Origin of the sequence: Gordonia sesuvii, from assembly GCF_036350415.1 — a bacterium.
GTDB lineage: Bacteria > Actinomycetota > Actinomycetes > Mycobacteriales > Mycobacteriaceae > Gordonia > Gordonia sesuvii.
The window spans coordinates 544,001-570,572 of record NZ_JAZDUF010000004.1; the positions used below are offsets into that span (position 1 = coordinate 544,001).

22 protein-coding genes are annotated in these 26,572 nt (G+C 67.3%); 9 read left to right on the forward strand and 13 right to left on the reverse strand.

All coding sequences use genetic code 11. The annotated features are described in order from the left end of the window. Window positions 1-145: 145 nt before the first annotated feature. Window positions 146-706 carry an RNA polymerase sigma factor SigM gene (gene sigM / locus VZC37_RS16350; protein WP_330433616.1) on the reverse strand — a complete coding sequence of 187 codons (561 nt, stop codon included), beginning with the start codon at window positions 704-706 and terminating at the stop codon, window positions 146-148. Between the two features lie 93 nt (window positions 707-799). Continuing rightward, window positions 800-1,501 carry a TetR/AcrR family transcriptional regulator gene (locus VZC37_RS16355; protein WP_330433617.1) on the reverse strand — a complete coding sequence of 234 codons (702 nt, stop codon included), beginning with the start codon at window positions 1,499-1,501 and terminating at the stop codon, window positions 800-802. Between the two features lie 118 nt (window positions 1,502-1,619). Between VZC37_RS16355 and VZC37_RS16360 the strand changes: the two genes are divergently transcribed. Continuing rightward, complete coding sequence (locus tag VZC37_RS16360) at window positions 1,620-2,654, forward strand: sterol desaturase family protein (protein ID WP_330433618.1); 1,035 nt, start codon at window positions 1,620-1,622, stop codon at window positions 2,652-2,654. On the opposite strand, the gene murJ is transcribed toward VZC37_RS16360, so the two are convergent. Genes murJ through VZC37_RS16375 form a run of 3 tightly spaced genes read right to left on the reverse strand, consistent with a single transcriptional unit; the run spans window position 2,592 to window position 10,412 of the window. Beyond that, on the reverse strand, window positions 2,592-6,446 hold the full coding sequence (gene murJ, locus VZC37_RS16365) for a murein biosynthesis integral membrane protein MurJ (protein WP_330433619.1): 3,855 nt from the start codon (window positions 6,444-6,446) through the stop codon (window positions 2,592-2,594). The two genes, VZC37_RS16360 and murJ, sit on opposite strands and share 63 nt — an antisense overlap. Next, complete coding sequence (locus VZC37_RS16370) at window positions 6,443-9,256, reverse strand: hypothetical protein (RefSeq protein ID WP_330433620.1); 2,814 nt, start codon at window positions 9,254-9,256, stop codon at window positions 6,443-6,445. Before VZC37_RS16370 ends, murJ begins: the two co-directional genes overlap by 4 nt. Next, window positions 9,249-10,412 carry an NUDIX hydrolase gene (locus VZC37_RS16375; RefSeq protein ID WP_330433621.1) on the reverse strand — a complete coding sequence of 388 codons (1,164 nt, stop codon included), beginning with the start codon at window positions 10,410-10,412 and terminating at the stop codon, window positions 9,249-9,251. The genes VZC37_RS16370 and VZC37_RS16375 overlap by 8 nt, the downstream gene beginning before the upstream one ends. Window positions 10,413-10,557: 145 nt before the next feature. Here VZC37_RS16375 and VZC37_RS16380 point away from each other — a divergent pair, with 145 nt between their 5' ends. Beyond that, window positions 10,558-11,991, forward strand: a complete 1,434-nt coding sequence (locus VZC37_RS16380; protein ID WP_330433622.1) for a CCA tRNA nucleotidyltransferase — start codon at window positions 10,558-10,560, stop codon at window positions 11,989-11,991. Between the two features lie 139 nt (window positions 11,992-12,130). Here VZC37_RS16380 and VZC37_RS16385 read toward each other — a convergent pair whose 3' ends face one another. Further along, window positions 12,131-13,084 (reverse strand): diacylglycerol/lipid kinase family protein, encoded by a 954-nt coding sequence (locus VZC37_RS16385; RefSeq protein ID WP_330433623.1) that lies wholly within the window; start codon window positions 13,082-13,084, stop codon window positions 12,131-12,133. Window positions 13,085-13,104: 20 nt separating this feature from the next. Between VZC37_RS16385 and VZC37_RS16390 the strand changes: the two genes are divergently transcribed. After that, window positions 13,105-13,713 (forward strand): TetR/AcrR family transcriptional regulator, encoded by a 609-nt coding sequence (locus tag VZC37_RS16390; protein WP_330433624.1) that lies wholly within the window; start codon window positions 13,105-13,107, stop codon window positions 13,711-13,713. Next, complete coding sequence (locus VZC37_RS16395; RefSeq protein WP_330433625.1) at window positions 13,710-15,245, forward strand: glycerol-3-phosphate dehydrogenase/oxidase; 1,536 nt, start codon at window positions 13,710-13,712, stop codon at window positions 15,243-15,245. Before VZC37_RS16390 ends, VZC37_RS16395 begins: the two co-directional genes overlap by 4 nt. A gap of 39 nt (window positions 15,246-15,284) precedes the next feature. Here the strand turns inward: VZC37_RS16395 and VZC37_RS16400 are convergent, their stop codons facing one another. Next, window positions 15,285-16,376 (reverse strand): aminotransferase class V-fold PLP-dependent enzyme, encoded by a 1,092-nt coding sequence (locus VZC37_RS16400; RefSeq protein ID WP_330433626.1) that lies wholly within the window; start codon window positions 16,374-16,376, stop codon window positions 15,285-15,287. A gap of 11 nt (window positions 16,377-16,387) precedes the next feature. Further along, window positions 16,388-16,693 (reverse strand): hypothetical protein, encoded by a 306-nt coding sequence (locus tag VZC37_RS16405; protein WP_330433627.1) that lies wholly within the window; start codon window positions 16,691-16,693, stop codon window positions 16,388-16,390. Window positions 16,694-16,882: 189 nt separating this feature from the next. On the opposite strand from VZC37_RS16405, the gene VZC37_RS16410 reads away from it, so the two are divergent. Further along, window positions 16,883-17,593 carry a DUF2510 domain-containing protein gene (locus VZC37_RS16410; protein WP_330433628.1) on the forward strand — a complete coding sequence of 237 codons (711 nt, stop codon included), beginning with the start codon at window positions 16,883-16,885 and terminating at the stop codon, window positions 17,591-17,593. A 304-nt stretch (window positions 17,594-17,897) separates the two neighbouring features. On the opposite strand, the gene VZC37_RS16415 is transcribed toward VZC37_RS16410, so the two are convergent. The 4 genes from VZC37_RS16415 to VZC37_RS16430 all read right to left on the reverse strand — a co-directional run bounded on the left by VZC37_RS16415 (window position 17,898) and on the right by VZC37_RS16430 (window position 20,985). Then, window positions 17,898-18,341: a DUF8453 domain-containing protein gene (locus VZC37_RS16415; RefSeq protein WP_330433629.1), complete on the reverse strand. Its 444-nt coding sequence runs from the start codon at window positions 18,339-18,341 to the stop codon at window positions 17,898-17,900. Then, window positions 18,338-19,048: an 8-oxoguanine DNA glycosylase OGG fold protein gene (locus tag VZC37_RS16420; RefSeq protein ID WP_330433630.1), complete on the reverse strand. Its 711-nt coding sequence runs from the start codon at window positions 19,046-19,048 to the stop codon at window positions 18,338-18,340. The genes VZC37_RS16415 and VZC37_RS16420 overlap by 4 nt, the downstream gene beginning before the upstream one ends. 72 nt (window positions 19,049-19,120) lie before the next feature. Then, window positions 19,121-20,404: a pentapeptide repeat-containing protein gene (locus VZC37_RS16425; protein WP_330433796.1), complete on the reverse strand. Its 1,284-nt coding sequence runs from the start codon at window positions 20,402-20,404 to the stop codon at window positions 19,121-19,123. A gap of 257 nt (window positions 20,405-20,661) precedes the next feature. Next, on the reverse strand, window positions 20,662-20,985 hold the full coding sequence (locus VZC37_RS16430) for a hypothetical protein (protein ID WP_330433631.1): 324 nt from the start codon (window positions 20,983-20,985) through the stop codon (window positions 20,662-20,664). 664 nt (window positions 20,986-21,649) lie between these two features. Between VZC37_RS16430 and VZC37_RS16435 the strand changes: the two genes are divergently transcribed. From VZC37_RS16435 to VZC37_RS16445, 3 genes are all read left to right on the forward strand, one after another. Then, on the forward strand, window positions 21,650-23,404 hold the full coding sequence (locus VZC37_RS16435) for a hypothetical protein (RefSeq protein WP_330433632.1): 1,755 nt from the start codon (window positions 21,650-21,652) through the stop codon (window positions 23,402-23,404). 190 nt (window positions 23,405-23,594) lie between these two features. Beyond that, entirely contained in the window at window positions 23,595-23,909 is a 315-nt protein-coding gene (locus VZC37_RS16440) for a hypothetical protein (protein ID WP_431309425.1), read from the forward strand. A gap of 65 nt (window positions 23,910-23,974) precedes the next feature. Continuing rightward, complete coding sequence (locus tag VZC37_RS16445; protein WP_330433633.1) at window positions 23,975-24,565, forward strand: hypothetical protein; 591 nt, start codon at window positions 23,975-23,977, stop codon at window positions 24,563-24,565. On the opposite strand, the gene VZC37_RS16450 is transcribed toward VZC37_RS16445, so the two are convergent. Next, window positions 24,525-25,856, reverse strand: coding sequence for an MFS transporter (locus tag VZC37_RS16450; protein ID WP_330433634.1), 1,332 nt, complete (start codon window positions 25,854-25,856; stop codon window positions 24,525-24,527). The genes VZC37_RS16445 and VZC37_RS16450 overlap by 41 nt on opposite strands. A gap of 51 nt (window positions 25,857-25,907) precedes the next feature. Between VZC37_RS16450 and VZC37_RS16455 the strand changes: the two genes are divergently transcribed. Further along, a complete protein-coding gene (locus VZC37_RS16455) occupies window positions 25,908-26,555 on the forward strand; it encodes a YqgE/AlgH family protein (protein ID WP_330433635.1) in 648 nt (215 codons plus the stop codon). Window positions 26,556-26,572 lie beyond the last annotated feature (17 nt).

Consider the following 26,572-nt stretch of genomic DNA (forward strand, 5'->3'; position numbering starts at 1 on the left):
TCCACTCTCCCACTTCTCTGGCCATCCGATCAGCCCCCTGGTCGGGGGCGGTGATCGTGCTCGTCCACTCTAGGACGCACCGGGCCACGGTCCGGTTCCATCGGGATCGGATGTGATCGGGACGATGGACGTGGGGCCGGTGTGATCAGGAGTTCCGGAGATGACCGAGGGACTGCGCCAGACGGAGCCGACCGCGGGCGCAGCGGCTCTTGATGGTGCCGATCGGGACGCCGAGCCGTTCCGCGGCCTCCTTGACCGAGAGTCCCTCGACGTCGACGGCCACGACGGCCGCACGCTGATCAGGTGGCAGTGCATCCAGGGCGCGGCCGATGGACACCGACAGGTCGACGGCCGCCATCTGGTCCCGGTCGTCGGCCAGTGGCGCGACGTCGAACTCGGGAATCGGCACGGACAGGCGGACACGGTTGCGGCGAATGCGGTCGAGACACGCGTTGACGACGATCCGGTGCAGCCAACTGGTGACCTTCGCGTCGGATCGGAACTGCTCGGCCATCCGGTGGGCGTTCATCAGCGCATCCTGCAGCGCGTCCGCCGCGTCATCGGGGTTGTCGCTCGTACGACATGCGACCGACCAGAGATATGCGTGGTGACGTTCCACCAACGTGGAGAATGCCCCCGGGTCTCCGTGCACGTGTGCGAGCAGCAGATCCTCGTCGCTGCGCGCGTCGATGCTCCCCCGAGGCATGCGATGAAGGTTAACGGACATGAACTCCCGATGTGCCATTGACCTGCGCGTTGTCCACAGATCTGGGGACACCGACAACCCTGTGGATCGACGTCACCCGAGAAGATTCCGGTATGCCGCGACGAACAGGTCGACACTGACGTCGAGAATCGCGTCGAGCTCGAACAGATCGCTCTCGGTGACATCGCCGGGTGCGAACTCCCCCGCCGTGCTGGTATACCAATCGACCAGGAGCTGGGTGACGGCCCCGACGAGCCCGATCGCGGTCAGCCGCTGCGACCGATCGGCCGACCGCTCCCCCAACGCGAGAGACAGGATGAGATCGGCCCACCGGTGGATCGCCGCCAGTCGTTGCCGCTCGATGTCCGGACTCACGCCGACGACCTCGACGAGCATCACCCGGGCGCGCGTCGGGTTGTCGGCCAGGGTGCGCACGAAGGCGCCGAGGGTCGCCCGGGCGACGGCTGCCGCGTCGTCCGCCGCGATGCCCGCCTCTCGGGTCCCCTCTCCCCTGTCGCCCGCGACGAATTCGGCGCCGGCGCTGATCGTGGCGTCGCGGGCGAATGCCACACAGTCGTCGTAGACGGCCGCCAACAGCGCGAACCTGTCGCGGAAGGACTCGTAGAAGTAGCGCTGGGTGAGCCCGGCGTGGTCACAGATCCGCTTCACCGAGACGTTGGCGAAGCCCTCCGTGCCGAACAGTTCCAGGCCGGCCACGATCAGCTCCGCGCGTCGCCGGTCACGACGTTGGTCGGCGTCGGCGCCACCGTAGCGACGACCCTCGGCGCTGCTCATCAGGACGGCTCCTCGTGTCGGCACCCTTTACAGCTGATCATCTGACACGCTACCGTGTCAGACATTCAGTTATCTGACACGCGCGCATGTCAGATAATGGCACGAGTCAGGAGTCTCCATGATCGATCTCCTCCCGGAGGCGATGCGTGAGCCGACGGTCCTCGCCATCCCCTTCTTCGTCGTGATGGTCGGGCTCGAATGGTGGGCCGCGTGGCGCCTGGACCACACCGACCAAGAGCGTCCTTCGCAACGGGCACAACGGATTCCGGCAGATCCCGGCACCTACAACCCGAGGGATTCACGCGCGAGTCTGCTGATGGGAATCGTGTCGATCGGAACCAGCACGGGCTGGAAAGCGTTGGCACTCTTGGCATACGCAGCGATCTTCGCGTACGTGGCACCGTGGCAACTGCCCGCCGATGCCTGGTACACATGGGTCATCGCCATCGTCGGACTCGACTTCCTGTTCTACTGGGAACACCGCTTGGCCCACCGGGTCCGTCTGGTCTGGGCCACCCATCAGGCCCATCACTCCAGCGAGTACTTCAACTTCACCACCGCGCTCCGGCAGAAGTGGAACAACAGCGCCGGGATCCTCATGTGGCTGCCACTCCCCCTGCTGGGCGTGCCACCCGTGCTGGTCTTCATCGCGTACTCGCTGAATCTGGTGTATCAGTTCTGGATTCACACCGAACACATCGACAGGCTCTGGCGTCCCATCGAATTCGTCTTCAACACGCCGTCACACCACCGTGTCCATCACGGCAGTGACCGCGACTACCTGGACCGCAACTACGGCGGCACATTGATCATCTGGGATCGGATCTTCGGCAGCTTCGCCGCGGAGGAACATCGTCCGACCTACGGACTGACCACTCCGGTCGACACCTACAACATCTGGCACCTGCAAACCCACGAGTATGCAGCCATCGCACGAGATGTGCGTGGCGCCAAGGGATTACGTCAGCGCCTCGGATTCGTGTTCGGACCACCCGGATGGGCGCCGGAGGGTGCGGATCCGGGTTCTGTCGGCGCGAAATCGGGTGCTGTCGGCGAAAAACAGGGTTCCGTCGGCGGGGTCAGCGGGCGATCAGCCCGCCATCGAGACCTGACCGATCTGCGCCTGGAATCCTCCGCCGGAGGCGGGCAGTGACGTCAGCCAGATCATCAGGAACGGGCTCGCCTGGGGTTCGGGGATGGTGATGGTGGTGGTCGGTTGCGACACCTGACCGGTGGCCACCTCGGTCGTGTCGGCAAAGGTGGGTTGCGCCGACGACGCGGTCCGCAGCGACACCGCGAAACCGGGTGTGGGCGTGCGGATCGTCACCGTACGGACGGCCTGCTCACCGCCGACGTCGAACATCAACCCGAGTCCGTCTTTCAGGCCGCCGAAATCCGGTGAGCCCCGATAGGTGGCGGTGCTCCACGGGGGAGCGGTCCCGCTGATCACGTTCGCGACATTGGCCGAACTGTCCGGTGGCTGACTGGAGAAGTCGAGCACGCTCACTCCACGCAGCGGGATCGGCGCCGGTGCCGCGGGTGGCGGCGCACCCTGGTTCTGTTCGGTCGGGGCGGCCGGCTCGGAAGTCGTCGGCAGGATGGAGTCGATGTCGGACGAGCCGTCGTCGCCGCCGAAGATGTTGGTCGCCCACACCACGACGGCGATGATCACGAACAGCGCGAGCAGGCCCGCGCCGGCCATCAGCGCGGTGTTGCGCCGACCGGTCGGCTCGGACTCGGTCGATGAGGTGCGCGTCGCCGGGGGACTCATCGCGATCGGTGCCTCGCCGGTCTCGATCACCGGCAACATGTCGGTGTTGAGGTCGAGCACGGTGGCCTGGTCGAGCACGTGCTGCACCGTTCCCGCGGTGCGGATGCCACGACGACCGTCCAGGGCGCGGGCGGCGACCGCGGAGATCTCGAACGGCGTGTCCGGGCGCACCGCACGCGGTTCGACCGGGTTGCCGTCCTCGCCGGGTTCGGCGATCCGCAGCCCGCCCACCGGTTCGGTGGTGTCGGCGGTGGTCACCAGCCGGGAACCGGTCCGTCCGTCCAGTGGCCACCGGGCCATCAACAACGCGTAGAGCACCGCGCCGAGTCCCCGGACGTCCGTGGACTTGTCGTCGCCCGCGAGGGTGCCGGGGAACGCGAGGACCGCGTTGCCGTCGGTGCTGATGCGGATGCGATCGGGGTGATCGATGGACAACGCGCCACCGGATCGGTGCGTGGCCTCGGCGGCCGCGGCCAGCGCACGTACGGCGCGGGCCGCACCGATCGGGGAGGGCTCAGAGCGGGCCACCTCGGTGAGCGACGACCCGGGCACCCACTCGCTGACGACGATGCCGCCGGACGAGCCGCGCACGACGTCGAGGACGCGTGCGACCCCGGCCGACGAGATCTGTCCGAGGCGAAGGGTTCGGGACAGAACTCCCTGGGGTCCGTCGTCGGTGACCTTGGCCGTCTCGCCACGCCGCGGCGGTGCGGCGAGCTGGTCGGCGTCGACGAAGGTCAGCGCCACCTCACGGTCCAGGTTGATGTCGAGGGCGCGCCAGAACTGCAGTCCACGGGTCCCGCCGTGATGTTCGAGCAGGCGATACCGTCCGCCGGCGACGGCGGCGCCCGGTACCAGGCGCGGTCCGCGCGGTCGGGGCGTCGACGACCCCGCCGGGCCGGTGGGGGAGGCCGGTGGTGCGGTCTGCGCAGATTGCGTTGCCGCACCGGACTTTTCGGCGTCGGCCGACGTGGCCTCGGAGGCGGATTGGTCAGTGGCCTTCGACGCCGGGGTCTGCGACTGCGTCGGCACGGACCGATCGTCGACGCTGACCGAACCACCCTTGTCGGACGGGGAGTCCGGGATGATCTCGGTGTCCTGCGTGGTCCCGATCTCGTTGTCACTCACGCGCCGAACTCCTCTCCTGCGATAGCGCATGTCGCGGGGCGCGTGGATCCGCATCTCGCCACCATCGCGAAGGCGCGCGGCTCCACCGCTGTGAACCGAGTACGACTGCCATGTGGCAGTGCCCCGGTCGAATCTCCGGAGCACCTGTACTTGACCAGAGTACGGGAGCGATTCGTCGGTGGACGTCTGCGGAAACGCAACCGTGATCGTTGGAGTGGATTCTCTTACCGGCGTCTCAGGAGGCGCCAAGGCAGGGATGAATCTGCCCAGGACGCGGCGCACGGTGGTCCCGATCGAGACGACATCGGGGAGGCGGGCGGCGGCCAGGCCGGCGTAGGTGACGCCGAGTGCGACGACGGCGGTCAGGCCCAGGTAGACCAGCGACCCGATCTTGCCCACGTCGGTGCTCAGCAGGTGCAGTCCGGACAGCTCGGAGACCAGCCACACGATGCCGGTGACGCCCACCGACACGACCAGGGTGACGACCGTGGTGCGCGACACGTCGGTCAGTCGTGCGCCGTCGAGTCGTTTGCGCAGCAGGAAGTGGCCGACGATGGCGCCGACGAGGTAGCCGAGACCGTTCGACAGCGCCAGCCATCGCACCACGAGTTCGGGGTCGGAGAACAGCACCGGGCCCAGCAGCGACGCGGCCACCTTGACCACCGTGATGCCCAGGACCATCGCGGTCGGGGTCCAGGCGTCCTCGCGCGCGTAGAACACCCGGAGCTGGACCAGCGTCATCGAGTACGGGATGAGGGTGAACGCGCCCCACGCGAGCACCGAACCGAGCTGCGAGGCGGTATCGGCGTCGAATCGGCCGAAGTTGAACACCGCGATGCCGATGGCGGGTCCGAAGAAGGTCATGTACGCGACGATCGGGACCAGCGCGACCATTGTCAGGCGGGTGGCCAGCGACAGGTCCGCGACCACCGCGTCGTCGTCGTTGGCGGTCGCGTTGCGCGACAGTCGCGGCATGATCGCGGTCAGGATCGTCACGCCGAGCACGCCGTACGGCAGCTGCAGCAGCTGCCAGTGGGTGGCGTAGACACTGATGCCGGACGCATCCGCATGGGCGGCGATGCGGTAGGTGATGACCATCCCGACCTGCAGGATGGCCACGTACAGGACGATGGCCAGCGCCATGTTGCCGAAGCGGCGCAGTCGGGCGTCGAGACCCCACTCGAAGCGCAGCCGCACCCCCGCGCGCTTGAGCCAGGGCAGCAGGATCGCGGCCTGCACCACCACACCCAGGGTGGTGCCGATACCGAGCACGAGCAGCTGCGGGTCGGTCATACGCACCGGGTTGAGGGTGATCTCTCCGGGCATGATCGCGTACAGCACCAGGGTGGCGATCTGGATGATGTTGTTGAGCACCGGCGCCCAGGCACCGGGTTTGAAGAAGCCCTTCATGTTCAGGATCGCCATGAACAGGGCCGACAGGCCGTAGAAGAGGATCTCCGGCAGCAGTAGGTAGGCCAGCGCGGTCGTGAGGTCGCGGTTGACGTCGCCGTCGCCGACGTTGAGGAAGGTGAGCAGGGGCGCCGCGATCAGCGCGATGATGGTCGCGACGCCGAGTGTGGCCACCGACAGGGTGAAGATGCGGTTGATGAACGACTTGCCGCCGTCGGCGTCCTCGGCCTCGGCGCGCGCCAGCACCGGGATCACGATGGCGGTGAGCACCGCCCCGAGAACCACCTCGGCGATCATGCTGGGCAGCACGTAGGCGGCCTGGAACGCCGACGCGATCGCCGGACCGAGCATCGCCAGCACCAGGACGGTGCGGATGAAGCCGGTGATGCGGCTGGTCAGCGTTGCGAGCGCGATGGAACCGCTGGTCTTGAGGATGCTGGCGTCGGAGTCGCGCTCGAGGCCGGTGGGCGAGTCGTCGAGGTCGGTGCCCCCGCGGGGATCAGGTCTGCGGGGATCAGGTCCGCGGCCATCAGGCCGCGCCGGCGAACCCGGTTGCGTCCGCCCCGGCGGCATCCCGCCCGCCGGGATCCGGCGGGGCTGGGCGCGGCGCGGCGGCGGAGGACCCGGCCGGTTCATCGCCGGTCCCCGTCGCTCGTGCTCGTCGTCGTGGGTTCCTGGTCCTCGGTCCCGGCGTCGACACCGCTGCCGGCGTCGAGTGGGTCGGGGTCGTCGTACGGGATGTTCTCGGCCTCCAGGTTGCGCCGCCGCTCCTGATACGTGGCGCGGGCGAGCAGCCGGTCGTGTTCGTCGGGATCGGGCCGGTCCTGGTCGGCGGGATCCGGCTCGCCGCGGAAACGATGCCACAGCCTGCGCGCGACCAGCAGGACCAGGGCGACACCGGCAGCGATCGTCACCCAGAACAGCGGCTTGCCGTAGGCGTTGGCATTCACCGACAACCGGATCGGCGAACCGACGGAGATGCCGCTGGATGTGGTCAGCCCGATCGTCACGGTGATCGCCTCCTCCGATGTCTCCGCGCGGGTGGGCAATTGGATCTGGCGGGTGCCGCGCGCCGGGATCTCGATGACCCCGAGGTCGCCGACGTCGAGCTCGGGTGGCGCGTCGACGTCGATCCGTACCCGGATCGGCAGGGACAGGTCGTTGCGGACCACGAGCAGCAGCGGGCTGCGTTCCGACGCCAGGGTGTAGCGGCCGCCCGGATCGAGGATGGTGACCGCATTGCGCATCCGTTGCAGCGTGGCGTCCACCGCGGTGAGCCGGGCCGCGCGCTGACCACGCAACTCGGCGCGCAGGGCGGGGGAGGTGGTGTCGGGTGTGCGGATCGCGCGCAGCATGTCCTCACGAAGCGGCGCCACATACCGTTCCGGGGTCGCGGCGACGTCGGCGGAGCTCATCAGCGATGCCTGCAGCTGGAAGGACAGCGCGGCGTGTTCTTCGATCTCGGCGGCGACCGGATCGGTGACGGACATGCCGAGCGCGGAGAGCGGACCGATGCCGGATGGCCGCACGAGCCGGGCGGGGGTGGTGGTCTCGTCGAGCCGGGTGACGACGTCGGCCAGCGGAGCGGGCGTGGCCGCACCCGATTCGAGCAGCAGCGTCGCGGTGGTGAACAGGGCGTTCGTGTCGTCGGCCGACGGCGCCCAGTAGGTCGGCGGCACCACGAACTCGCCGCGTCCCGCGGTGGCGTCGCCGTTGTTGTTGCCGTTGCTGCTGGGGGTGGTGTCGCCGGGCGCGTCGATCGCCGGGTAGGCGAGGGCGGCGACCGCGCTCTGCCGGCGGGCCGCGTCAGACTCTCCGACGAACGACACCTCTTCGTCGGCGGGGGTCAGGGGAGTGGTCTGCGGGTTGGCTCCGAGGGCTGCGAGCGCCGCGGTGACGGGTGCCTCCGTGGTCTGCACCGTGAGGTCGCCGACCTGGTAGCCGCCCGCGGCGTTCGGGCGTTCGGCTTCGACGCTGCTGGTGGAGGTGACCGCCTTGCCCACCGACGCGTCCTGGAGGACCTCGGCACCCGTGGCGTCAACGGTGCCGAGCGCGGGCACGGCCAGACCGCGCACGCTGCGCACACCGAGCACCGCGTCGACGATGTCGGCGGGGCTGGATAGCGCGGCCGCGGTCAGCCCGCTGTCACCGACGCGGGACAGCGACGTCAGGTCGGCCTGGGCGAACGGCAGGGCCACCACACACATCCCGGCGGCCAGCTCACGCAGCTCGGTCAGCCACTGCAGGGCGGCCGGCTGACCGGTGCCCGGTGTGGTCGGCGACGTCGGGTCCAGTGGGTCGTCGGAGACGACGTAGCCCAGTGACATCGCGCGCACCGTCACCAGCAGGTCGGGATCGACGGCCAGGCACATGCTCTGGGCGAGCCGGGACTGTTGGCCGGCGGCGGGCGCGGCTTCGTCCGGCGTGGGCACTGCGGAGCCGGAGGAGGGCGCGGAACCGGGGGAGGGGGATGCCGACTCGGTCGGCGACGATGCCGGGGGACTCGCCGGCGCCGTCTCCGATGCACCGGGGTCGTCGCCTGCCCCGTCGTCGCCTGTGTCGTCGTCGCCGTCGGTGGGCTCGCCGGCCACCGATGCCGCGGCCGCCAGCAGGGTGTTGAGCCGGCCGCCGGCAGACAGGGACCGGGCGAGATCCTCGCCGACCAGACGGACCGGTTCGGTGTTGCCGCCGAGCACACCCGGGGTGAGCTGCGGCGGAGCGGCCAACGGCCACAACATGGTCAGCTGTGCCGGACTCGACAGGTCCGCGGACACCGATCCGTCGGCGCCGAGATCGTTGTCGATGTTTGCGCCGTCGACGTCGGTGCTCGGATCGACGTACTGCTCGGCGCGGGTCGGGTCGGGCGGCAGTGACAGCACCGGCAGCAGGGTGCGGGACTGCGCGAGCTTGGCCGGGTTGCCGTAGTCGGGGAGACCGTTGACGTTGACGTTGATCGGGAAGACGCCGGTGCGCTGGATGTTCAGGCCGTCTACGGCCGACAGACGGGTGGTGAAGCTGAACGTGTCGGTGTCACCGGGGCCGAGTTCGTCGGCCAGCGGCCGGAACGCGGTGGCCGCGCTGACCGGCACCGGCCGCACCGCGAGGCTGCTGCGCAACCCGGCCGCGTCGTCGATCGCCTCGCCCCGTTCGACGCGGATAGACAGGTTCTGCAGCATCCGGTCGCCGATGTTCTCCAATCGCCCGGTCACGGTGACGTCGGCGCCACCGCTGCTGGTGACGATCGACGGGGTGATCTCGTCGATCGACAGGCGCAGGAAGCCCTCCGAGTCGTCGCCGACGTCGTCGGACACCGGCGCGGCGTCCGCGAGCCCGGCGGCCGGATTCCCGGCCAGTGCGCACAGGCCGACGACGGCGAGGATCGCCACCCAGGTGGGTGCCGAGCGACGCAGACGAGACCAGAGGCGGACGCGCCGCGGGTCAGGCATCGCCGGCCGGCGGACGGCGCGACCGCCGCCGACGCCGACGCGACCGCGCCGGGGGCAACGGTTCGTTGCGGCGCTGATTGCGTGCGGCTGCGGCTCTCTCATAGGCGTTGGGTTCGGTGCGAATGCTCTCGGCCTCGGATTGGGCCAACCGATTGGGGTCGGCGGCGAGGTCGGCGATGACGCCGCGGGCCATCCGGGCCAGTCGCCGCTCGTCAGAGTACGTGAGCTTTCGGGGCAACTCGTCGAGCGGCACCCACGCCACCTCGCTGACCTCGTAGTCGGCGTCCGACAGCTCGCCACCGATGCTGCGCAGGAGATAGTGGTGCACCGTCTTGTGGATGCGTTTGCCCTCGCTGACGAACCAGTAGTCGATCTTGCCGAGCGGTGCCACGACGGTGCCGCGGATGCCGGTCTCCTCGGCCACCTCGCGGATCGCGGTCTGTTCGGCCGTCTCGCCGGTCTCGATGTGGCCCTTGGGCAGTGACCACATCATCCGTCCCCGCCGGTCCATCCGGCCGATCAGGGCGGCGCACAGTTCGGCGGCCGGGAGATCGAGATCGGAGATGACGAGGCCACCCGCCGACGTCTCGCGGACGGTGCGCAGGCGTTCCTGGCCGCCGTTGACGCCCTTGCCGTTGCGGCGGCGGTTCTTCGACTTCGTCGCCGACGTGGTCGCGTCGGCGCTGACGGTGTGGGTCAGACCGGTCTTCGTGATCTTCGCGGTGACCGCGACGAGGTCGGACGGCTTGGGCGGCGACACCCGGGTGTGGGTCGGATGCAGCTCCTCCTCGACGTGTCCACCGCCGCCCGCCCGCTTCGGCATCTGGCCGGGATTGGGGCCGTCAGCGCGGTCGGCGGACTTGCCCTCGTCGTGCGGGGTCTCGGTGCTGTTGGAATGCGGCGGTCGGCGTCCCCGGCGACGGCGGCCCCGCCGCCCGCGACGACCCGTCCCACTCGGGTCATCGGTGGCCGTCGCGGTGCCGCGTGAGTTCGCGCGCGCCAGGTCGCCCGGTGTCACCTGCCGCCGGGAAGAAGGGTTCGACACCCGCTCGGAATCCTGTTGCGCCTGGTTCCGCTCGGGATCCCTCGGACCGCGCGCACCCGCCGTGACGTCGGCGGAGACGTCAGAGGGGTCGGTGGAGGGGTCGGCGGACACGTTTCCGATGCTAGCCGTTGGCCACCTGCCGTTTGCCTGGATGGGCCGCGCTGCGGCGGTGGTGTCGGTGCGGATGGTCGTCGGTGTGTGCGCCGTTTCACCAGGATTGCGGGGTGAGGATGCCGCGACGGTAGGCTGACTTGCCGTGACCGACCCGGAACGCCGTACCCGCCTGCTGGCCGGCGCGGCGGTGACCCTGCGTGGTCTGTCCGACGTGCTCGGTTCGCTCGGAGCGGTGTTCGCCGAGGCCGGCCACGAGCTGTATCTGGTCGGCGGATCGGTGCGGGACGCGGTGCTCGGCCGGCTCGGCGGCGATCTCGACTTCACCACCGACGCCCGACCCGATCAGGTCACCGCGCTGATGGCCTCCTGGGCCGACGCGCAGTGGGACACCGGAATCGCGTTCGGCACGGTCAGCGCCCGAAAAGGCGACGCGACCGTCGAGATCACCACGTTCCGGGCCGACTCCTACGACCGGGTCGGCCGCAACCCCGAGGTGGTGTTCGGCGACTCCCTCGACGACGACCTGGTGCGTCGGGACTTCACCATCAACGCGATGGCGGTTCGGATCGGCCCGGACGGCGCCGCCGACTTCATCGATCCGCTCGACGGGCTCACCGCGCTGCTCGCCGGCGTGATCGACACCCCCGCCACCCCGCAGGAGTCGTTCAACGACGACCCGCTGCGGATGCTGCGGGCCGTCCGGTTCGTATCCCAGCTCGGCTTCCGGGTGGCGCCCCGCGTGTTCGATGCCATCACCGCGATGTCCGAACAGATCGATCGGATCACCGCCGAACGGGTGCGCGCCGAACTCGACAAGATGATCCTCGGGGAGCATCCCCTCGAGGCGATCGACGTCATGGTCGACACCGGTCTCGCCGAGCGCGTCCTGCCCGAGGTGCCCGGGATGAAGCTGACCATCGACGAACACCATCAGCACAAGGACGTGTATCAGCACTCGCTGACGGTGCTGCGGCAGGCGGTCGATCTCGAGGACGGCGATCCCGACCTGGTGCTGCGGTGGGCGGCGCTGCTGCACGACATCGGCAAACCGGCGACCCGACGGCACGAGCCCGGCGGCGGCGTCAGCTTCCATCACCATGAGGTCGTCGGCGCCAAGATGGTGCGTCGGCGGATGCGGGCCCTGAAGTATCCCAAGGCGGTCGTCGACGACGTGTCGCAGTTGGTGTTCCTGCATCTGCGGTTCCACGGGTACGGCGACGGTGCCTGGACCGATTCCGCGGTCCGGCGGTACGTCACTGACGCCGGGCCACTGCTCGATCGGCTGCACAAGTTGGTGCGCGCGGACTGCACCACCCGTAACCGCCGCCGCGCCCGTCGGCTGCAGGAGAACTACGACCACCTCGAGCACCGGATCGCGGATCTGCAGGCCGCCGAGGATCTCGAACGGGTCCGACCCGATCTCGACGGCAACGCGATCATGGAGCTCCTCGATCTGCCGCCGGGACCGAAGGTCGGCCAGGCATGGCGCTATCTCAAGGAGTTGCGTCTCGACCGGGGCCCTTTGTCGCGGGACGAAGCCGAGGAGGCGCTGCGCGAGTGGTGGGCGCAACAGTAGGCCCCCAACCTGGTCCCTGAGGAACCCCGGAGCTTGCGGAGGGGTGTCACGAAGGGCCGCCCACGTGAGGGCCCTTCGTGACCCTTCGATACGCTCGCAAGCTCGCTACTCAGGGCGGTGCCGCTCGCAAGCTCGCTCCTCAGCGGCCGGGGGTGGGCGCGAAGAACGTCGCCGCGCCGGGCGTCACCTCGAACACCGCCGGCAACTCGCCCACGACGTCGCCGTCGATGGACACGAGAGCCGGTGGGTCGCAATAGAGTTCGATCTCCTTGCCGCGCATCGTGCGGACCATCGGATGATCGACGTGGCGGCCGCTGAACACCTTGGGGAACACGCGGGCGACGGTCAGCCGGGCAAGTCGTGAGGGTCGGCGGCCCAGGGTGAGGTCCATCAGACCGTCGGTCATCGACGCGGCCGGGGTGATCTGCATGCCGCCGCCGTAGGAGGTGGTGTTGCCGATGGCCGCGAACACCAGGTCGTCGTCGACCTCGAGGTCGTCCACGCGGATCTCGTAGTGCCGCGACCGCAGCCCGATAAGTTCGCGCAGGGCGGCGAGCGTGTAGCGCGCCTGACCGTTGGGCCACGACATCTCGACCGCGCGGGCGGTCACCGACGCGTCGAAACCGGTCGCGGCGACCGTGGAGAACAGCGCACACTGTCCGTCCGGGAACGTGACCCGGCCGAGGTCGACCGACCGCGTGCAACCCGCGACGATCACCTCGACCGCGGCGGCGACGTCGTCGCGCGGGATGTCCAGATTGCGGGCCACGTCATTGCCGGAACCGGCCGGTATGATCCCGAGCGGTTTGCCTGTACCGAAGGTCGCCTCGATCGCGAGCCGTATGGTGCCGTCCCCGCCGACCACGACGATCCCGTCGCAGTCACCGCGGGCCTCTTTGCCGGCCTGCTCGGCGGCGTCCTGCGCATCCCGGCCGATCACGACCGTGGCCTGCACCCCGCGAGCCGCGAATTCGGCGACGGCCGTGTCCGCGATGGACCGTCCCGCGCCATGCCGCGCGTGCGGATTGGCCAGCACGGTGACATGGCTGACCCGCACGCTATCCGCGTGACGGTCGGGGGGCGGGGCTGCCATAGGTTACGATGTTACACATCATGTCAATCTGTAAAGCGGACATCGGTGATCAGGTATTGGACGCGGCCCGCGCCTGCCTGATCCGTAGTGGCGGGCGCAAGGTGACCCTGGCCGAGGTCGCCCGCGAGGCAGGAGTCAGCCGGCCCACCGTGTATCGGCGCTGGCCGGACATGTCGGAGATCACCCGCGCACTGCTCACCCGCGAGGTCATGGGCATTGTCACCGCGGTCACCGACGTCACCCCGCTGCGGACCGCCGAGTTCGACGCGACCGTGGATCTGGTGGTCCGGGTGGCCGCGGCCCTGCGCGACGACGAACTGGTCGCGGCGTTGTGGCGCTCCCAGCGCGAGTTCATGACGCCGTACGTCTTCGACCGCCTCGGCACCAGTCAGCAGGGTGTCCTGGCGATCCTCGCCGACGCGATCGCGCACGGCCAGCGCCGCGGGCAGGTCCGCGACGGCGAGCCGGAGAAGCTGGCGGCGATGGTGCTGCTGATCACGCAGACGTCCATCCAGTCGCGCGCCCTGGTCGAGTCGATCCTCGGAGACGACTGGAGCCGGGAACTGCACTACGCGTTGTCGTCGTATCTGCGTCGGCCGGACGGCGACCTGCCGTCGATTCCCGGATGACCGTCATCGACGCCGCCCATCGTCGGCGGTGGCTCGCCGACCTCGCGGAGCAGGAGCGCCCGCTCGACATGCTGGTCATCGGCGGCGGGATCACCGGTGCCGGGGTGGCGCTCGACGCGGCGACGCGGGGTTTGCGTGTCGCGCTGGTGGAGTCGCATGACCTGGCGTTCGGTACGTCGCGGTGGAGCAGCAAACTGGTGCACGGCGGTCTGCGGTACCTGGCCGGTGGCCGGTTCCCGATCGCCTATGAGAGCGCGGTCGAGCGACACCATCTCATGACGACCATTGCCCCGCACCTGATCCGGCCGCTGTCGCAGGTGGTGCCGGATCACGGATCGCGGGCCACCACCGCGTTGATCCGCACGGGTCTCCGCGCCGGCGACGTTCTGCGCCGCGCCGCGCGCACCCCAACCGACGTGCTGCCGGGTCCCCGCCGGCTCTCGGTCGACGAGACTTTGGCGTTGTGCCCGCAGACGTCGCGGCGCGGTCTTCGCGGAGCCTTCGCGCATTCCGACGGACAACTCGTCGACGATGCCCGTCTCGTCGTCGCGGTCGCGCGGACCGCTGCGGCGTTCGGCGCGTCGATCTGCACCTACACCCGCGCCGATCAGGTGACCGGCACCGGAGCGCGACTCACCGACAGCTGCACGGGGGAGACGCTGACGGTGTCCGCCCGGACCGTCGTCAATGCGACGGGTGTGTGGGCCGGCGACGTCGACCAGACACTGCGTGTCCGGCCGAGCCGTGGCACCCACCTGATCTTCGACGCCGAGCGTTTCGGCAATCCGGCCGGTGCGCTCACCGTGCCGGTGGCCGGGTCGTTGTCGCGCTTCGTGTTTGCGCTTCCGGAACCACTCGGACGGGTGTTCGTCGGTCTCACCGATGTGGACGCGCCCGGGCCGATCCCGGATGTCCCGCAGGCGTCCGACGACGAAGTGGAATACCTGCTCGATGCGATCAACGTGGCCCTCGACCGGCCCTTGACACGCGACGACATCATCGGCACCTTCGCCGGTCTGCGACCGCTCGTGGACTCCGACGACGAGAACGCAACGGATTCAGGCAGTCTCGCCGATCTGTCGCGACGGCACCGGATTCAGGTGAACGACGGGACCCTCGTCGGTGTCCTCGGCGGCAAGCTGACAACCTACCGGCGGATGGCCGAGGACGCCGTCGACGCCGCGGTGCGTGCGGGCGGACTCGAGGCGGGCTCGTGCATCACCACCAGCACCCCGCTGATCGGCGCGACGGGGAAGGGCCGTCGAGCGGGATTGCCGTCGTCGATGGTGAGCCGGTTCGGGTCGGAAGCGGCCAAGGTCATGTCGTCGGCGATGGTGGACCGGCCGCTGGAACCGATCGCCGACGACCTCGACGTCACCCGCGCGGAGGTGGAGTTCGCGGTCACCCACGAGGGTGCGCTGTGCGTCGACGACGTGCTCGACCGGCGGACGCGGATCGGTCTGGTCCGCGACGACGCGGACCGGGCGCGGCAGGCCGTCACCGAGATCGTGGAGAAGTTCGGCGCTCACTGATCCCGTCTCCGACGGAGCTGCCGGTCACTCCTGCGCAGGTCAGTAGCCCATCGTCCGCAGCGCGTCGGCGAGTTTGTCGAGGTCTTCGCGCTCGACGTCGAGGTGCGGGCTGACCCGGAGCAGCGACTGCTCGGTGGTCAACGGTGCACGCCACGAGTCGGCGCAGGTCACCAGGATGCCGAGGGAGAGCAGCTTCGCGCGGGCGGCCGCGACGTCGGATGGCTGCCAGCCCGGCGGCGGGGCCAGGGTGGTGATCGCCGACGGCTCGTCGACGGGTTCGAGAACCTCCCAGCTGCCGATGCCGTCGAGGCGTTCGCGGGTGGCTCGACCGATCAGTGCGAGCTCCCGGAAGACACGTTGCTGGCCGATGCCCAGCACCTCCGACACCGCCATGCCGAGTCCGAGGCGGCCGGCGACGAACGCCTCCGAACTCTCGATCTCCACCGGCCGCAGCGCATCCTTGCGGACCGCGACGAACCCGACCCCGCGTGGACCCGCCAGCCACTTGCGGCTGGTGCCGTAGACGACGTCGGCGCCGGTCACCGTCGGGGTGTGCCCGGCGGTCTGCGCCATGTCGACGACGACGGGAACCCCCGCGGCGTGCGCGATCTCCACGATCCGGGTGACGGGCTGGACGATTCCTGACATCGCGCCGATGTGGCAGATGTGGATGAAGTCCGGTTGCTCGAACTGCAGCATGTTCTCGAGCGCGTCGGTGTCGACGTGGCCGGCGATGTCGGCGTCGGGCAGGGGACGCACGGCGAAGCCGCGGCGTTCGAACTCGACGAGGTTGGGGCCGAACTCGTTCTTGGCCACCCACACGGTGGTGGAGATCGGCAGATTCCAGTAGGTGAGCAGTGCGCGCAGTGCGGCGCGGGCACTCTCCCGGAACGCGAGTTCGTCGGCGGTGTGGCCGATGAGGGAGGCGAGATCCCGCTTGTCGCGGGCGATCTCCTCGACGCGATCCTCGGCCGCGATGTACGACCCGCGTTCGGTCTCCCGCCACAGGTGTGCCGAGATCGTCCCGATGACGGCGTTGGACGATCGGCCGGCGGCCGCGGAGTCGAGGTGGACGACTTCCGGGCGGAGGCGGGAGCGGCGCCATTGTTCACCCAGTTCGCTCACGTACATAGACCCTGAACCTACCGGTCGTCCGGAGGTGCCCGACATACACCCCGATGCTCCGTGCTGATGGCAGCGACGCGGTCTGGACCCATCAGCTGCCACAACGAGCCCAGCACCGAGAGCACCGGGTCGCGCTGCCATGTCGCGAGGGTGTCGTCGTCGAGGAGCACCTCACCCACCACCACATTCAGCGCCGACCGAGTCCGCAACGAGTACCGCGTGAGCGGACCCGCCCTGTTCGAGGCGCCGGCGCCGTCGCCGCCACCAACACGCACCCGGAAGAAGTCCACCCGCACCGCAACACGCGGTGTGGCCGCGACCAAGCGGGCAGCGTCGAGCAAGTCGTATACGACCAGTCCAGAGACAGCCTCGGTGACCACGCCGGTTCAGAACCGATGGCGGCCGTCCTGCCACTAGAACGTTCGGGCTACAGACGGATCTGGTGGTAACGGGTAATAGCTCATGCGAGATAGTCACATGCATTGATTCTGTGAACAGGAGCGCAAGGCCCGATGACGCAGCCCCACCCGCCCGGATGGTATCCGGACCCGCAAGTTCCGAAGACCATCCGCTACTGGGACGGACATCAGTGGACCGCACAGACCCGCCGAGTGGAGACCAAGAAGTCGAACAACTGGAAGTGGTTGCTCGGCGTCCTGGCCATCTTGGTGGTGATCGGTGTGGTCGGGTCAGTCGTCGGTGACGAGTCCGAGGACGACTCAGCGGACACGTCGAGCACCGGGACGACACTGGTCCCCGTTGAGACGCTCTCGCCGGCCGAGCAAGAGGCACAGGAACGGGCGAACTCAGCGGCCTTGGAAGCCGAGGCCTCCCGTGAATCCCAGCAGCGGGCAGCGCAACTCGACAAGTCGAGCTATCAGCAGACTGATTCGCGCACCTGGCAGCTGGTCGTGAAGAACCCGGATGCACACATCGGCGAAAAGTACGTTGTCTACGGCTACGTCGTGCAGGCTGACTCCGCGATGGGCTCGAGCGCGATCCGTGTGCAGACCGATGGCCAGCAGGTCGAGTGGTACGACATGGACGTCAACACCGTTGCCAATGCCGGACTCGCCTCGTTCTCGGAGATCGTCGAAGACGACCTCGTGACAATGTGGGTCGAGATCACCGGCTCAGTCACCTACGACACCACCATGGGTGGAAGCATGACCGCCCCGGAAGTCGAGGTGAACATCATCGAGCAGTACGGCACGACAGGCTGAGTCATGACAGTGACATCGCCGCGCTGCGAGCGCCTCGATGCCAACCATGGTCGTTCCACGAGGGGAGATGGTCGGTTGCGGCAAGCTGGGCGCTGCTATCGCCGTAGCTCGCCAACATGCTGGTTGAGGGTGCGGATAGCGCGGTCGATGTTCGCTAGGTCTGTATCTGTACTCGTCCGCGAATTGCTGGTGACCTTCGGCCCCTCGGTCGGGACTGGCATCGCATCGATAATCGTGTCGACCGACAGCTCGTAGCTTTCTTTGTACGTGCGCTTCTCGTCGTCTCGATACGAGACTGTTCCGATCACGCCTGCACGGTCTGCTCCGGTCCGGCTTCGCTCATTCGGCTGTGTGGCTCCATGCGCCACATGACCCGGTGACGAGCTCCTGGGGCCAGCGTGCGGGGTGTCGACAGATATCGGTGCAGCGCATCGCTGATGTGATCATCGCCGTTGCGTTTCGTCAGCGGTCCAACGTCAACAGTCACGTCGTGAGCGATCGTTCGCCCAGTGTTCGCGACAACCAGATCGGTGAAGCCGGCGCCGTGGAGTCCAGGGACAACCTCCGCAACGACGTAGGGGCGGCCTTCGCGCACCGCCTGCTCACGCAGCAGTTGTAACTGCGTCTGCGCGCCGCCGAGAGTCGCCGCGGCGACAAGAGCGAGCCCCACGGTCGCCCGCGCTGTCACACCGGCGCCAATGGCAGTGACCCACGGCAATACAGACTCCATCAGTGTTGCTTCCTTCACTCTCTGCTTATCGGCTCGATCTGTCCGGACTCTCGACCGGCCTCATCGAACAGCCATCGTTCGATGAGGTCGGGACGTGGGATGTCGTACTCGCGGCTCCACCGGTCAACCAGATCGACGTAGCGACGATATGCCGAGGGCAGCCAGTTCTTGATGGGAAGTGACTGCCAGCCCGCCGCTCGCAAGGAGCGAGCAACGCGCTCGTCGAGGATCAGGCAGGGGTGGTCGGGTGCACCCCCTCCGGCGAAGTACAGGACTTTGGTAAAGAAGGCGGGACCAAGGCCACGAATCGCGGGGACGTTTCGCGGATAGAGCATCTCGTATGCGGATTCGGGATCGGTCCGACTCAACCGCATTGCCTCTTGAAGTAGTTCACCTGCGGCGTGTGGATCGGCGGCGATGGACGTCACACGGGTTCTGTTGTTGCGGTTCTTCGTTCCGCTACCCCACGCCAGGGCATTCCACAGCAGCACCAACGCCGCCTCGGGGGACTTAAGCGCATGACCTGCGAGCGAGAACACATCCCCGCGAGTCAGTGAGTCGCTCAGGATCGCATCGCCGAAACCGTGCGCAGCCAACTCAGTCACCCACCATTGGCGCGCGACAGTCACTCGATGCTCAACAATGGCGGTCGCCGGGTCAGCGCTGGCCACCCATGCACGAGCGGCCGCCGGCAACTGCACCGTGCTCAGGTCGGTGACTGACACACTCGCGGCTCCTCACGTCTAGGGATAAGGGCAGGTGACGATCATCTGGAGGAACGCTCGCCAGCTTCCTCATCACTGTTGTTCAGCATCGGGCTCCAGTCTCAGCGCTCGGATCTCAATTCCTCGATTTATCAGGGGCGTTAGTGCCTCGACGGCGCGTCTAATCTCTTCCCGTGTCCCAACATCGATGGCCTCCAGCTGTTGAAAGAGACTATCAGTGGCGTCACTTTTAGTCATTGCGTCAATTTTAAGTACTGCTTCCACATATCTAGCTTGGTGTTCGGCTACGTCCGCATTGTGCTTGGCGATTGCGGACGTGAGGCGCAAAATCTCTTCGCGATTAGCCGTATCACGAACTTCGTTCCATGCGACACGCTCTGTCTTGCGGCCAATCAACTTACTCAAATTGAAAAGCCTACTGTCTTTACCCTTGAGTACATCGCGTCTAACTTGGTGAGCCGCGACGCCGAGCCCACCTGTACCTGCGATGTAGTGCCAGTTCTCTATCAGCCAGGTGACCAGGGGACTTCCGTAGGTCATCCTCGAGGTGACGATTTCGATCTGATCTGGAGTCTGGGTGTCCGACGTCGGCAGGAAACCGTATAGCGATGACACGAGTTCGCAGAGAGTGGCGATGGCGTGGAGGATATAGGCCAGACTCTCCGGGTCGGCATCGGCCTCCATATCAACGGAAATCTCTAAAATTGCCACGGGGTAGGCAGCGGTGGTTGCTTTCACGCCAGTGAGTTTTGTGGCCGTCAGGTCGACGCCCGCCAGATTCGCGCGAGTAAGGTCGGCGAAAGAGAGGTTCGTCGATGCCAGATTCGCACCAACTAGGTTCGCGCCAACCAGATTGGCTCCCGTGAGGTCGGCGCCCGCGAAGTTTGCGTCGGCTAGGTTCGCGCCGGCCAGGTATGCCTGAGGCATGTATGTGCCGACGAAGCGCGCATCGCTGAGATTTGCGGAGAAAAATGATGCACGACGCATTATTGCGTGGTCAAATATGCCGCCGGTCAGGTTGGCGAGGTTCAGATCGGCGTCGGAGAGGTCTGCACCCTCGAGATTAGCGCGTATGAGTTCCGCACCGCGCAGCCTTGCGTGAGTGAGGTCTGCCCTCCTATGGGGATCACTCGCGAGGTTGCATTCTGTCAGATTCGCGTACCGCAAATCTGCGTGGCGCAGTTGAGCCCCCGTTAGGTCTGCGCCGGCGAGTGTTGCGCCGTACATGAGCGCGTGGGCTAGCTCCGCTTGCCTGAGATTCCTACCAGCCAAGTCGGCGCCAGTCAGGTCGGGTCCCTTGGGCGTCGCGTTGCTGCCTGCAGCGGCGGCGTCGTCTGCAGCTCTTTCGGCTTCCACAGTCAAGCAGATTAGGCGTTCTGACGGCGTCCATCGCGTTCTGTGCCGTGACCGAGTGTCTGTGTTCGACTATGCGGCCCGGTCCGGCCGATCAGTCCCCTGGTCGATGAACGGAACAATCAGCTGGGTTCTGCGCCTGGACTGATCTTGCGGAAGCAATAAATCATGGCCTTGTTGTGGACGGCTGAAGGATGTCGGCAATCGGGCTGTTGTGCTCGACCAATTCGGTCCCCAAGATTACTCGATGTAGGTGCAGGTCACGCCACCGGTTTCGAGGCGACATTTCTGTTACGTTCATGGCTGCGTGGCCTATTGGCGATGAACGATGGAAAGGCGTGAAGCGACTTCCTTCGCCTCCGAGCGCCTTGTTTCGGCATCGTTGATGCTGCGGCGTAGCGCCGCCAGCGCCCGCTGATGCGAGCGATGCACTCTCCGGGTGTCATCTCGTCACCGAGATCGTAGACGGCAAGGTCGTCGCGCTCAGCCAGTGCGCGATAGTCGCGCTCCAGACTGAGGACCGTGCGCTGCAGTGCCTCGAGTTGGTCGTGCAGATCGTTGAGTGGCGCGTCGAGACTGCTCATCGGATGCCGTCCTGGGGGTCGAGGGCGTCGGCGATGGAGTTCAGAGTGCGTGGCCTGCCGGCTTGCCACGCGGTCTTGAGGCGTGCTGCTTCTGATGGTGTCACCGAGCGCCCCAACAGGCCGCCGAAGTGCGGGACATCGCCACGATCCCGTCCAGCAACACCTCGTCCCCCGGCGGGGGAGTGGCGAGGTATCCGCAGTCGGCCAGCGCGGCATCAAACACGGCCCGATACGACGTGCCAGTCACCTGAGCAACCGCGACCAGGTTGCCGTGGCTCGGCAGTGCGCGAATCTTTCTGCGCCACAGATTCAAAAAATCATCCGGCTCATGCCGAACTTGGTTGCGATCGGCGCATCCGACAGCCCGGAGCGCTGCTTGTAGTCATCGACGATGCCGGCGAGGGAGTGTCCCAGGTTGGGTGTCACAGTCTCACCTTCGCTGTCACTCGCAAGGGTGTCAAATAATACTTGCCGCGTGGATGTAAACCGATATTTGACAGGATCATAGTTCTCTGCCCGAATGCGTTGTGCAGGAACATACTTCGTCCCAAGTAACACAATGCGGATTGAAATCTATTGAGTTCTCGCGGCTATCCGACATCGATGGCCGGGTTGGCATCATCCCGCGCTTCTCGCTCCCTGTCCTGTTGCGGTACAAAGAGTCATGTCAACTGCGCGGATCCCTTGGTCACGACTCGACAGTGGCGAACTGGAGCACACCGTCGCGATGCTCGTTTGCGCTGACAACCCGACAGGGCAGAAGTTCACGCCGGGGCCAGATGGTGGTATCGACATATTCGTACCAGACGGCGAAGCGCGCCGAAAAGTGTTTCAAGTCAAGAACTTTGCGCTAAAGTTCAATAACACCGAGTTTCGTCAGGTGAGGAAATCGCTCAACAGCGTTGCAGATACAGCCACCTCGGAAGGGTGGGAGATCACCGAGTGGCATCTGGTGACTCCACGCGACCCTAGCCCCGGCTACTTCGCGCAGATCGCTGAGGTGGTCACGTCACTGATGATCACGTCGTGGTCGTGGATGGGCCTCACTCAGCTTGATATTCTCGCCGGTCGCCACCCTGACCTTGTCGACTACTACCTCAACGGAGGCAAGGACCGCCTAGTTGAACAGCTCGCCGACCTCACTGCCATCATCCGTGGCGACGGGACCGCCACGCCTGATCAACGGCTGCAGCCCAGCGACGTTGGCGAACGCATCAGAACCCTCGCACGCGCCGCTAACAATGACCCGCACTTCCGCTACCACTTTGAGACCTCTGACGGTCCGCCCGTGATGACGGAGGAGCCTTGGCTCGTCGCCGTGGCCGCTGAGCAGCAAGGCCCTCTATGGCTCCATATCAAGGTCTACGCTAAATTTCTGGCCGCCCTCGACGAGCGGCCTGTCACCACAAGGGTGCGGGTCAACACCGCGGGCAATCCCGAACTCGCTCAGAGCTTTGAGCAGTTCCTCGATTTCGGAACTGATGTTCATATTCCGGCCGACGCGGCGTCAGCCGAGCTGGATATGCCGGGGAACCTGGGTGGCGTTGTGGACAGCGCCGAGATCCGCATTGGAGCCAGTTCGTCTGAGGGCGGTGAGCAAGACTCGCCTCCGAGACTCATCATCGGTGCCCGTGATCCGGGCGGCGCAGTTGTTGCTGAACTGCTACTGCATCGAACCGAGTCGAGTACGGGCGTCCGCGGAGGGCTCCGAACCGTGTGGGCCGATGACGCCGAACTGTTCACGCTCGAGGTTAGGCACATGCCGGGAGTCGACGAGATTGACGCCCGAATCAGCATGAGTTGGGACGTCAGCGGGCGACTTCCGGCCGATCTCATCGACTCCTTCGCGTTCATGGATGCACTGGAGCGTGACGTCTGTATCGGTATCAGCCCGAGCCACGGTCCCCGCCGATACGGCTTCGGCACACCTTTGCAGCACGCCCGCGACTCCGATTTACATCTCACAGCTAGGGTCGTTAGCGCGTTGAGCATCATTCAGCAGCACTGCACCGATCTACTCCGCATGCCCGCAGAAGTCTCCACACCCGATCTCAAACGCCTCTTCGAGGCCGCGACGCTGCTGCAAGGCAGGCCCGCCACAGCGACCTGGGCGCCCTTCGGCTTCACCGTCGATGCCGTCGACGGTCCCGCGCTCATACCGGGTGCACGCATCAACGTCGCCGTCACTACCCCGCTCACCGTCACGCTCGACGACAGCGAGCACGATCTCGGCCTGGTCGCATCCTTTCTCGATGCGACCGTCGACTCTGTCGACGGTTCCGCCGTCATCCTCAGACCGTACGACTCATCCAGTAAAGCCACGCGCGTTCTCACCGTCGGAGACGCTCACAGAGTCTGGGTGGACTCCTCCAGCATCGGTGACACCACCGACCCCAATCCGGAAGCGGTTGACACATAAGCGCCGTCGCGCGTCGGGAGAAGTCGCCACGCTGTATTACCGAACAGCCCATGCAATGCTGATCTCCCTCTCACCCAATAAGGAGGACGTCGACCCGGCGATCGCGCCGAGGTGCCGATACTTGATCTGCACGGATCGATCCCGGCCGCCCGGGACCGAGCCCGAAGTCCCCCGACGACAAGGAGACCCGATGTCGGTTCCACCCGCCCCCGAGGTCGGCCGCGGCCGGTTTCTCGGTGAGCCCATGGTCATCGACGAGCGCACCACGATGATTCCGGTGTCGCGCCGCGGCTTCCGCGGTGCGCCGGTGACGGTCGGCGCGCTCACCATCACCGACGGCACCACCACGTGGACCCCGGTGGTGGATTCGGGCCGGGTGGCCATGATCGGCGTCATCACCGGTCTGATCGCCGCCGCGCTGGGCTCGGCCGCGGTGCTGCGTCAGCCGCCGTGGCCGAAGATGACGATCGAATCCGATCACCTGCCCGGCCACCGCCACCACTGAGCCCGACGGCGGGGCCCCAGAACCGGCGGGTGGAACCTGCGACGGTAGCGCTGCGTCCAAACCGCATGGACGACCCCATCGAGTACCTGTTCGGGACCGGGGACGGCGCAACCACCTCGTGGGTGTCGGCGCCCGACACCGACGTCGACCATGACGGACGACTCGACGCGGTGACACTCGACTTCGACGGCGACGGCCGCCGTGACGACGCCATGTGGGACACCGACGCCGACGGCATCGCCGACACCGTGGCACTCGACCGCGACGACGACGGACGACCCGACGACTTCTACGGCGACGACGGGAGCGGCGTGTGGGGTGAGCCGGCGGCACGGTCCGAACCGGACCGCAACGATCCCGACCGCGACGAACCACCTCCGCGTCCGGGCCGTGTCGTGGATCCGGCACCACCACCCGAGCCGCCCCAACCGCCCGAGGCCGCCGACACTATCGTCGTGGCCTCAGATCTCGACGGCGACGGAACCGACGACATCGAACTCGTCGGTACGCGCCGCGGCGGTGTCCCCGTGGCCGAACGTCTCTACGTGGACTCCGACGGCGACGGGCGGTTCGATCGGGTGCTCGTCGATTCCGACGGCGACGGCCGCGCCGACGTCAGCTTTGATGCCCGGTCGCCTCGATTCGAGGGTCGGTGACGGCCAGCGGGCCGTGGTGCGGCGGGGTGTGCACGACCCGCACGACCACCGCGCCGACGAGATACAGGACCACACCGAAGACGAGCAGTCCCACCGATCGCCCGTCCGGCGGGATGGCAACGGCCGCGAGGGTCACCGCACCCACGTAGGCGATGTTGAACACGGCGTCCTGCACCGAGAACACCTGTCCGCGCACCATGTCGCCGATGTCGACCTGCATCGCGACGTCGCCGCACAGTTTCGCCATCTGACCGATGAGACCCAGCACGAAGGCGCCGATGCAGAACACCACCGGATTGAAGGTGATCAGCGAGAGCTCGGCGACCGCACCGATCAGCATCGCCGCGACCAACGTCGGCCGCCGGCCGTACCGCTCCACCGAGATCGGCGTCACCACCGCGGCGAGGAACGCGCCGCCCGCCGTGAAGCCGGCGACCACAGTGACACCGAAGAGGCCGTCGCCGAGCCCGGCCTGTTTGCTCAACACGAGCAGCATCAAGGTGTTGATCCCGAACACCAGCCGATGCGCGCCGATCGCCGACAACGCCGCCGACACTGTGCGCGAGTGCGCCACCGCCCGCGCACCGTGACCCAGACCGACCGTGATCGCGTGCACCGCCGACCGTCCGGGATCGTCGGGCTCGTCGGGACCGAGCTGCAGACGGCCGAACCCGTGCGCGATCGTCGCGGCGATCAACGCGATCACGACGCCGCCCAGGGTGGTGAACGCACTGCCGGAGTTGTCCGGACCGAAGATCGCGCGCAGCACCGCCGCGATGCCGGCGCCCACCGCGAGCATCCCGGCCCCGAGGGTGGTGAACAACGCGTTGGTCGCCACGATCACGTCGCGGTGCGCGACATGCGGCAACGACGCCGAGAGCCCCGATGCGACGAACCGACTGGCGCCGGTCACGGCGAGCGCACCGATCAGCACCACGGTCTCGCTGGCGCCTGCCGCGATACACACGGCGACCAGAGCGATCAGTCCGGCCCGAATCACGTTGGCGTACATGAGGACATTGCGGCGGTCCCAGTGATCGAGCAGCGCGCCGGCGAACGGGCCGATGAGCGAGTACGGCAACAACAGCACCGCGAGGCCACCGGCGACGGCCAACGGATCGGCGTGTCGCTCGGGGTTGAACAGGATGGACGCGAACAGCGCAGCCTGGAAAACACCATCGGTGATCTGGCTGGTCAGGCGCACCGCGAGCAGTCGTCCGAGGCCGGGTGAATGGCCCAGTGAACGAATGAACCCCCGTAGACCGGGGGTCGCATGGGGCGACCCAGACATCACTGATTCAGAGTACCGACCTCGACCCGCCCGCCATGCCATGATGAGGGGGTGGCCGCCGGCGACGAGTCAGAGGAACCGACCCCCGAGTTCTACTCCGAGGGGGCCGAGGGCTCGCCTCGCGATGCGCCCGCCGCGCGCCGCGTCCGGCCCGGGACACTGCTTCTCGCCGCGACCGATCTGCTCGAGCCGACGTTCGCCCGCACCGTCATCTACGTCATGGAGCACAATGACGCCGGCAGCCTCGGGGTCGTCCTCAACCGCATGAGCCAAACGGCCGTGCACAATCTGCTGCCGCAGTGGGCCGATCTGTCCGCATCCCCGCGGGCCCTCTTCGTCGGAGGTCCGGTCAAACAGGACGCCGCTCTCTGTCTCGGAGTGGTGAAACTCGGCGCCGACATCACCGGCTTCGAGGCCCTGCGCCCGGTGGACGGCCGTGTCGTGCTCGTCGATCTCGACGCCGACCCCGAAGAGCTCTCCGCGGTGCTCGACGGCGTGCGGGTGTTCGCCGGCTACTCGGGGTGGGGTGTCGGTCAGCTCGACGGCGAGCTCGAACAGAACAGCTGGATCCTCGCCTCCGCGCTCGCCAAGGATCTGCTCGCGCCGACCACCACCGACCTGTGGGGTGCGGTGCTCCGACGCCAGACATGGCCGACGCCGCTGCTCGCGACGCACCCGATCGACATCAGCCGCAACTGAGACGCACACCCACCGTT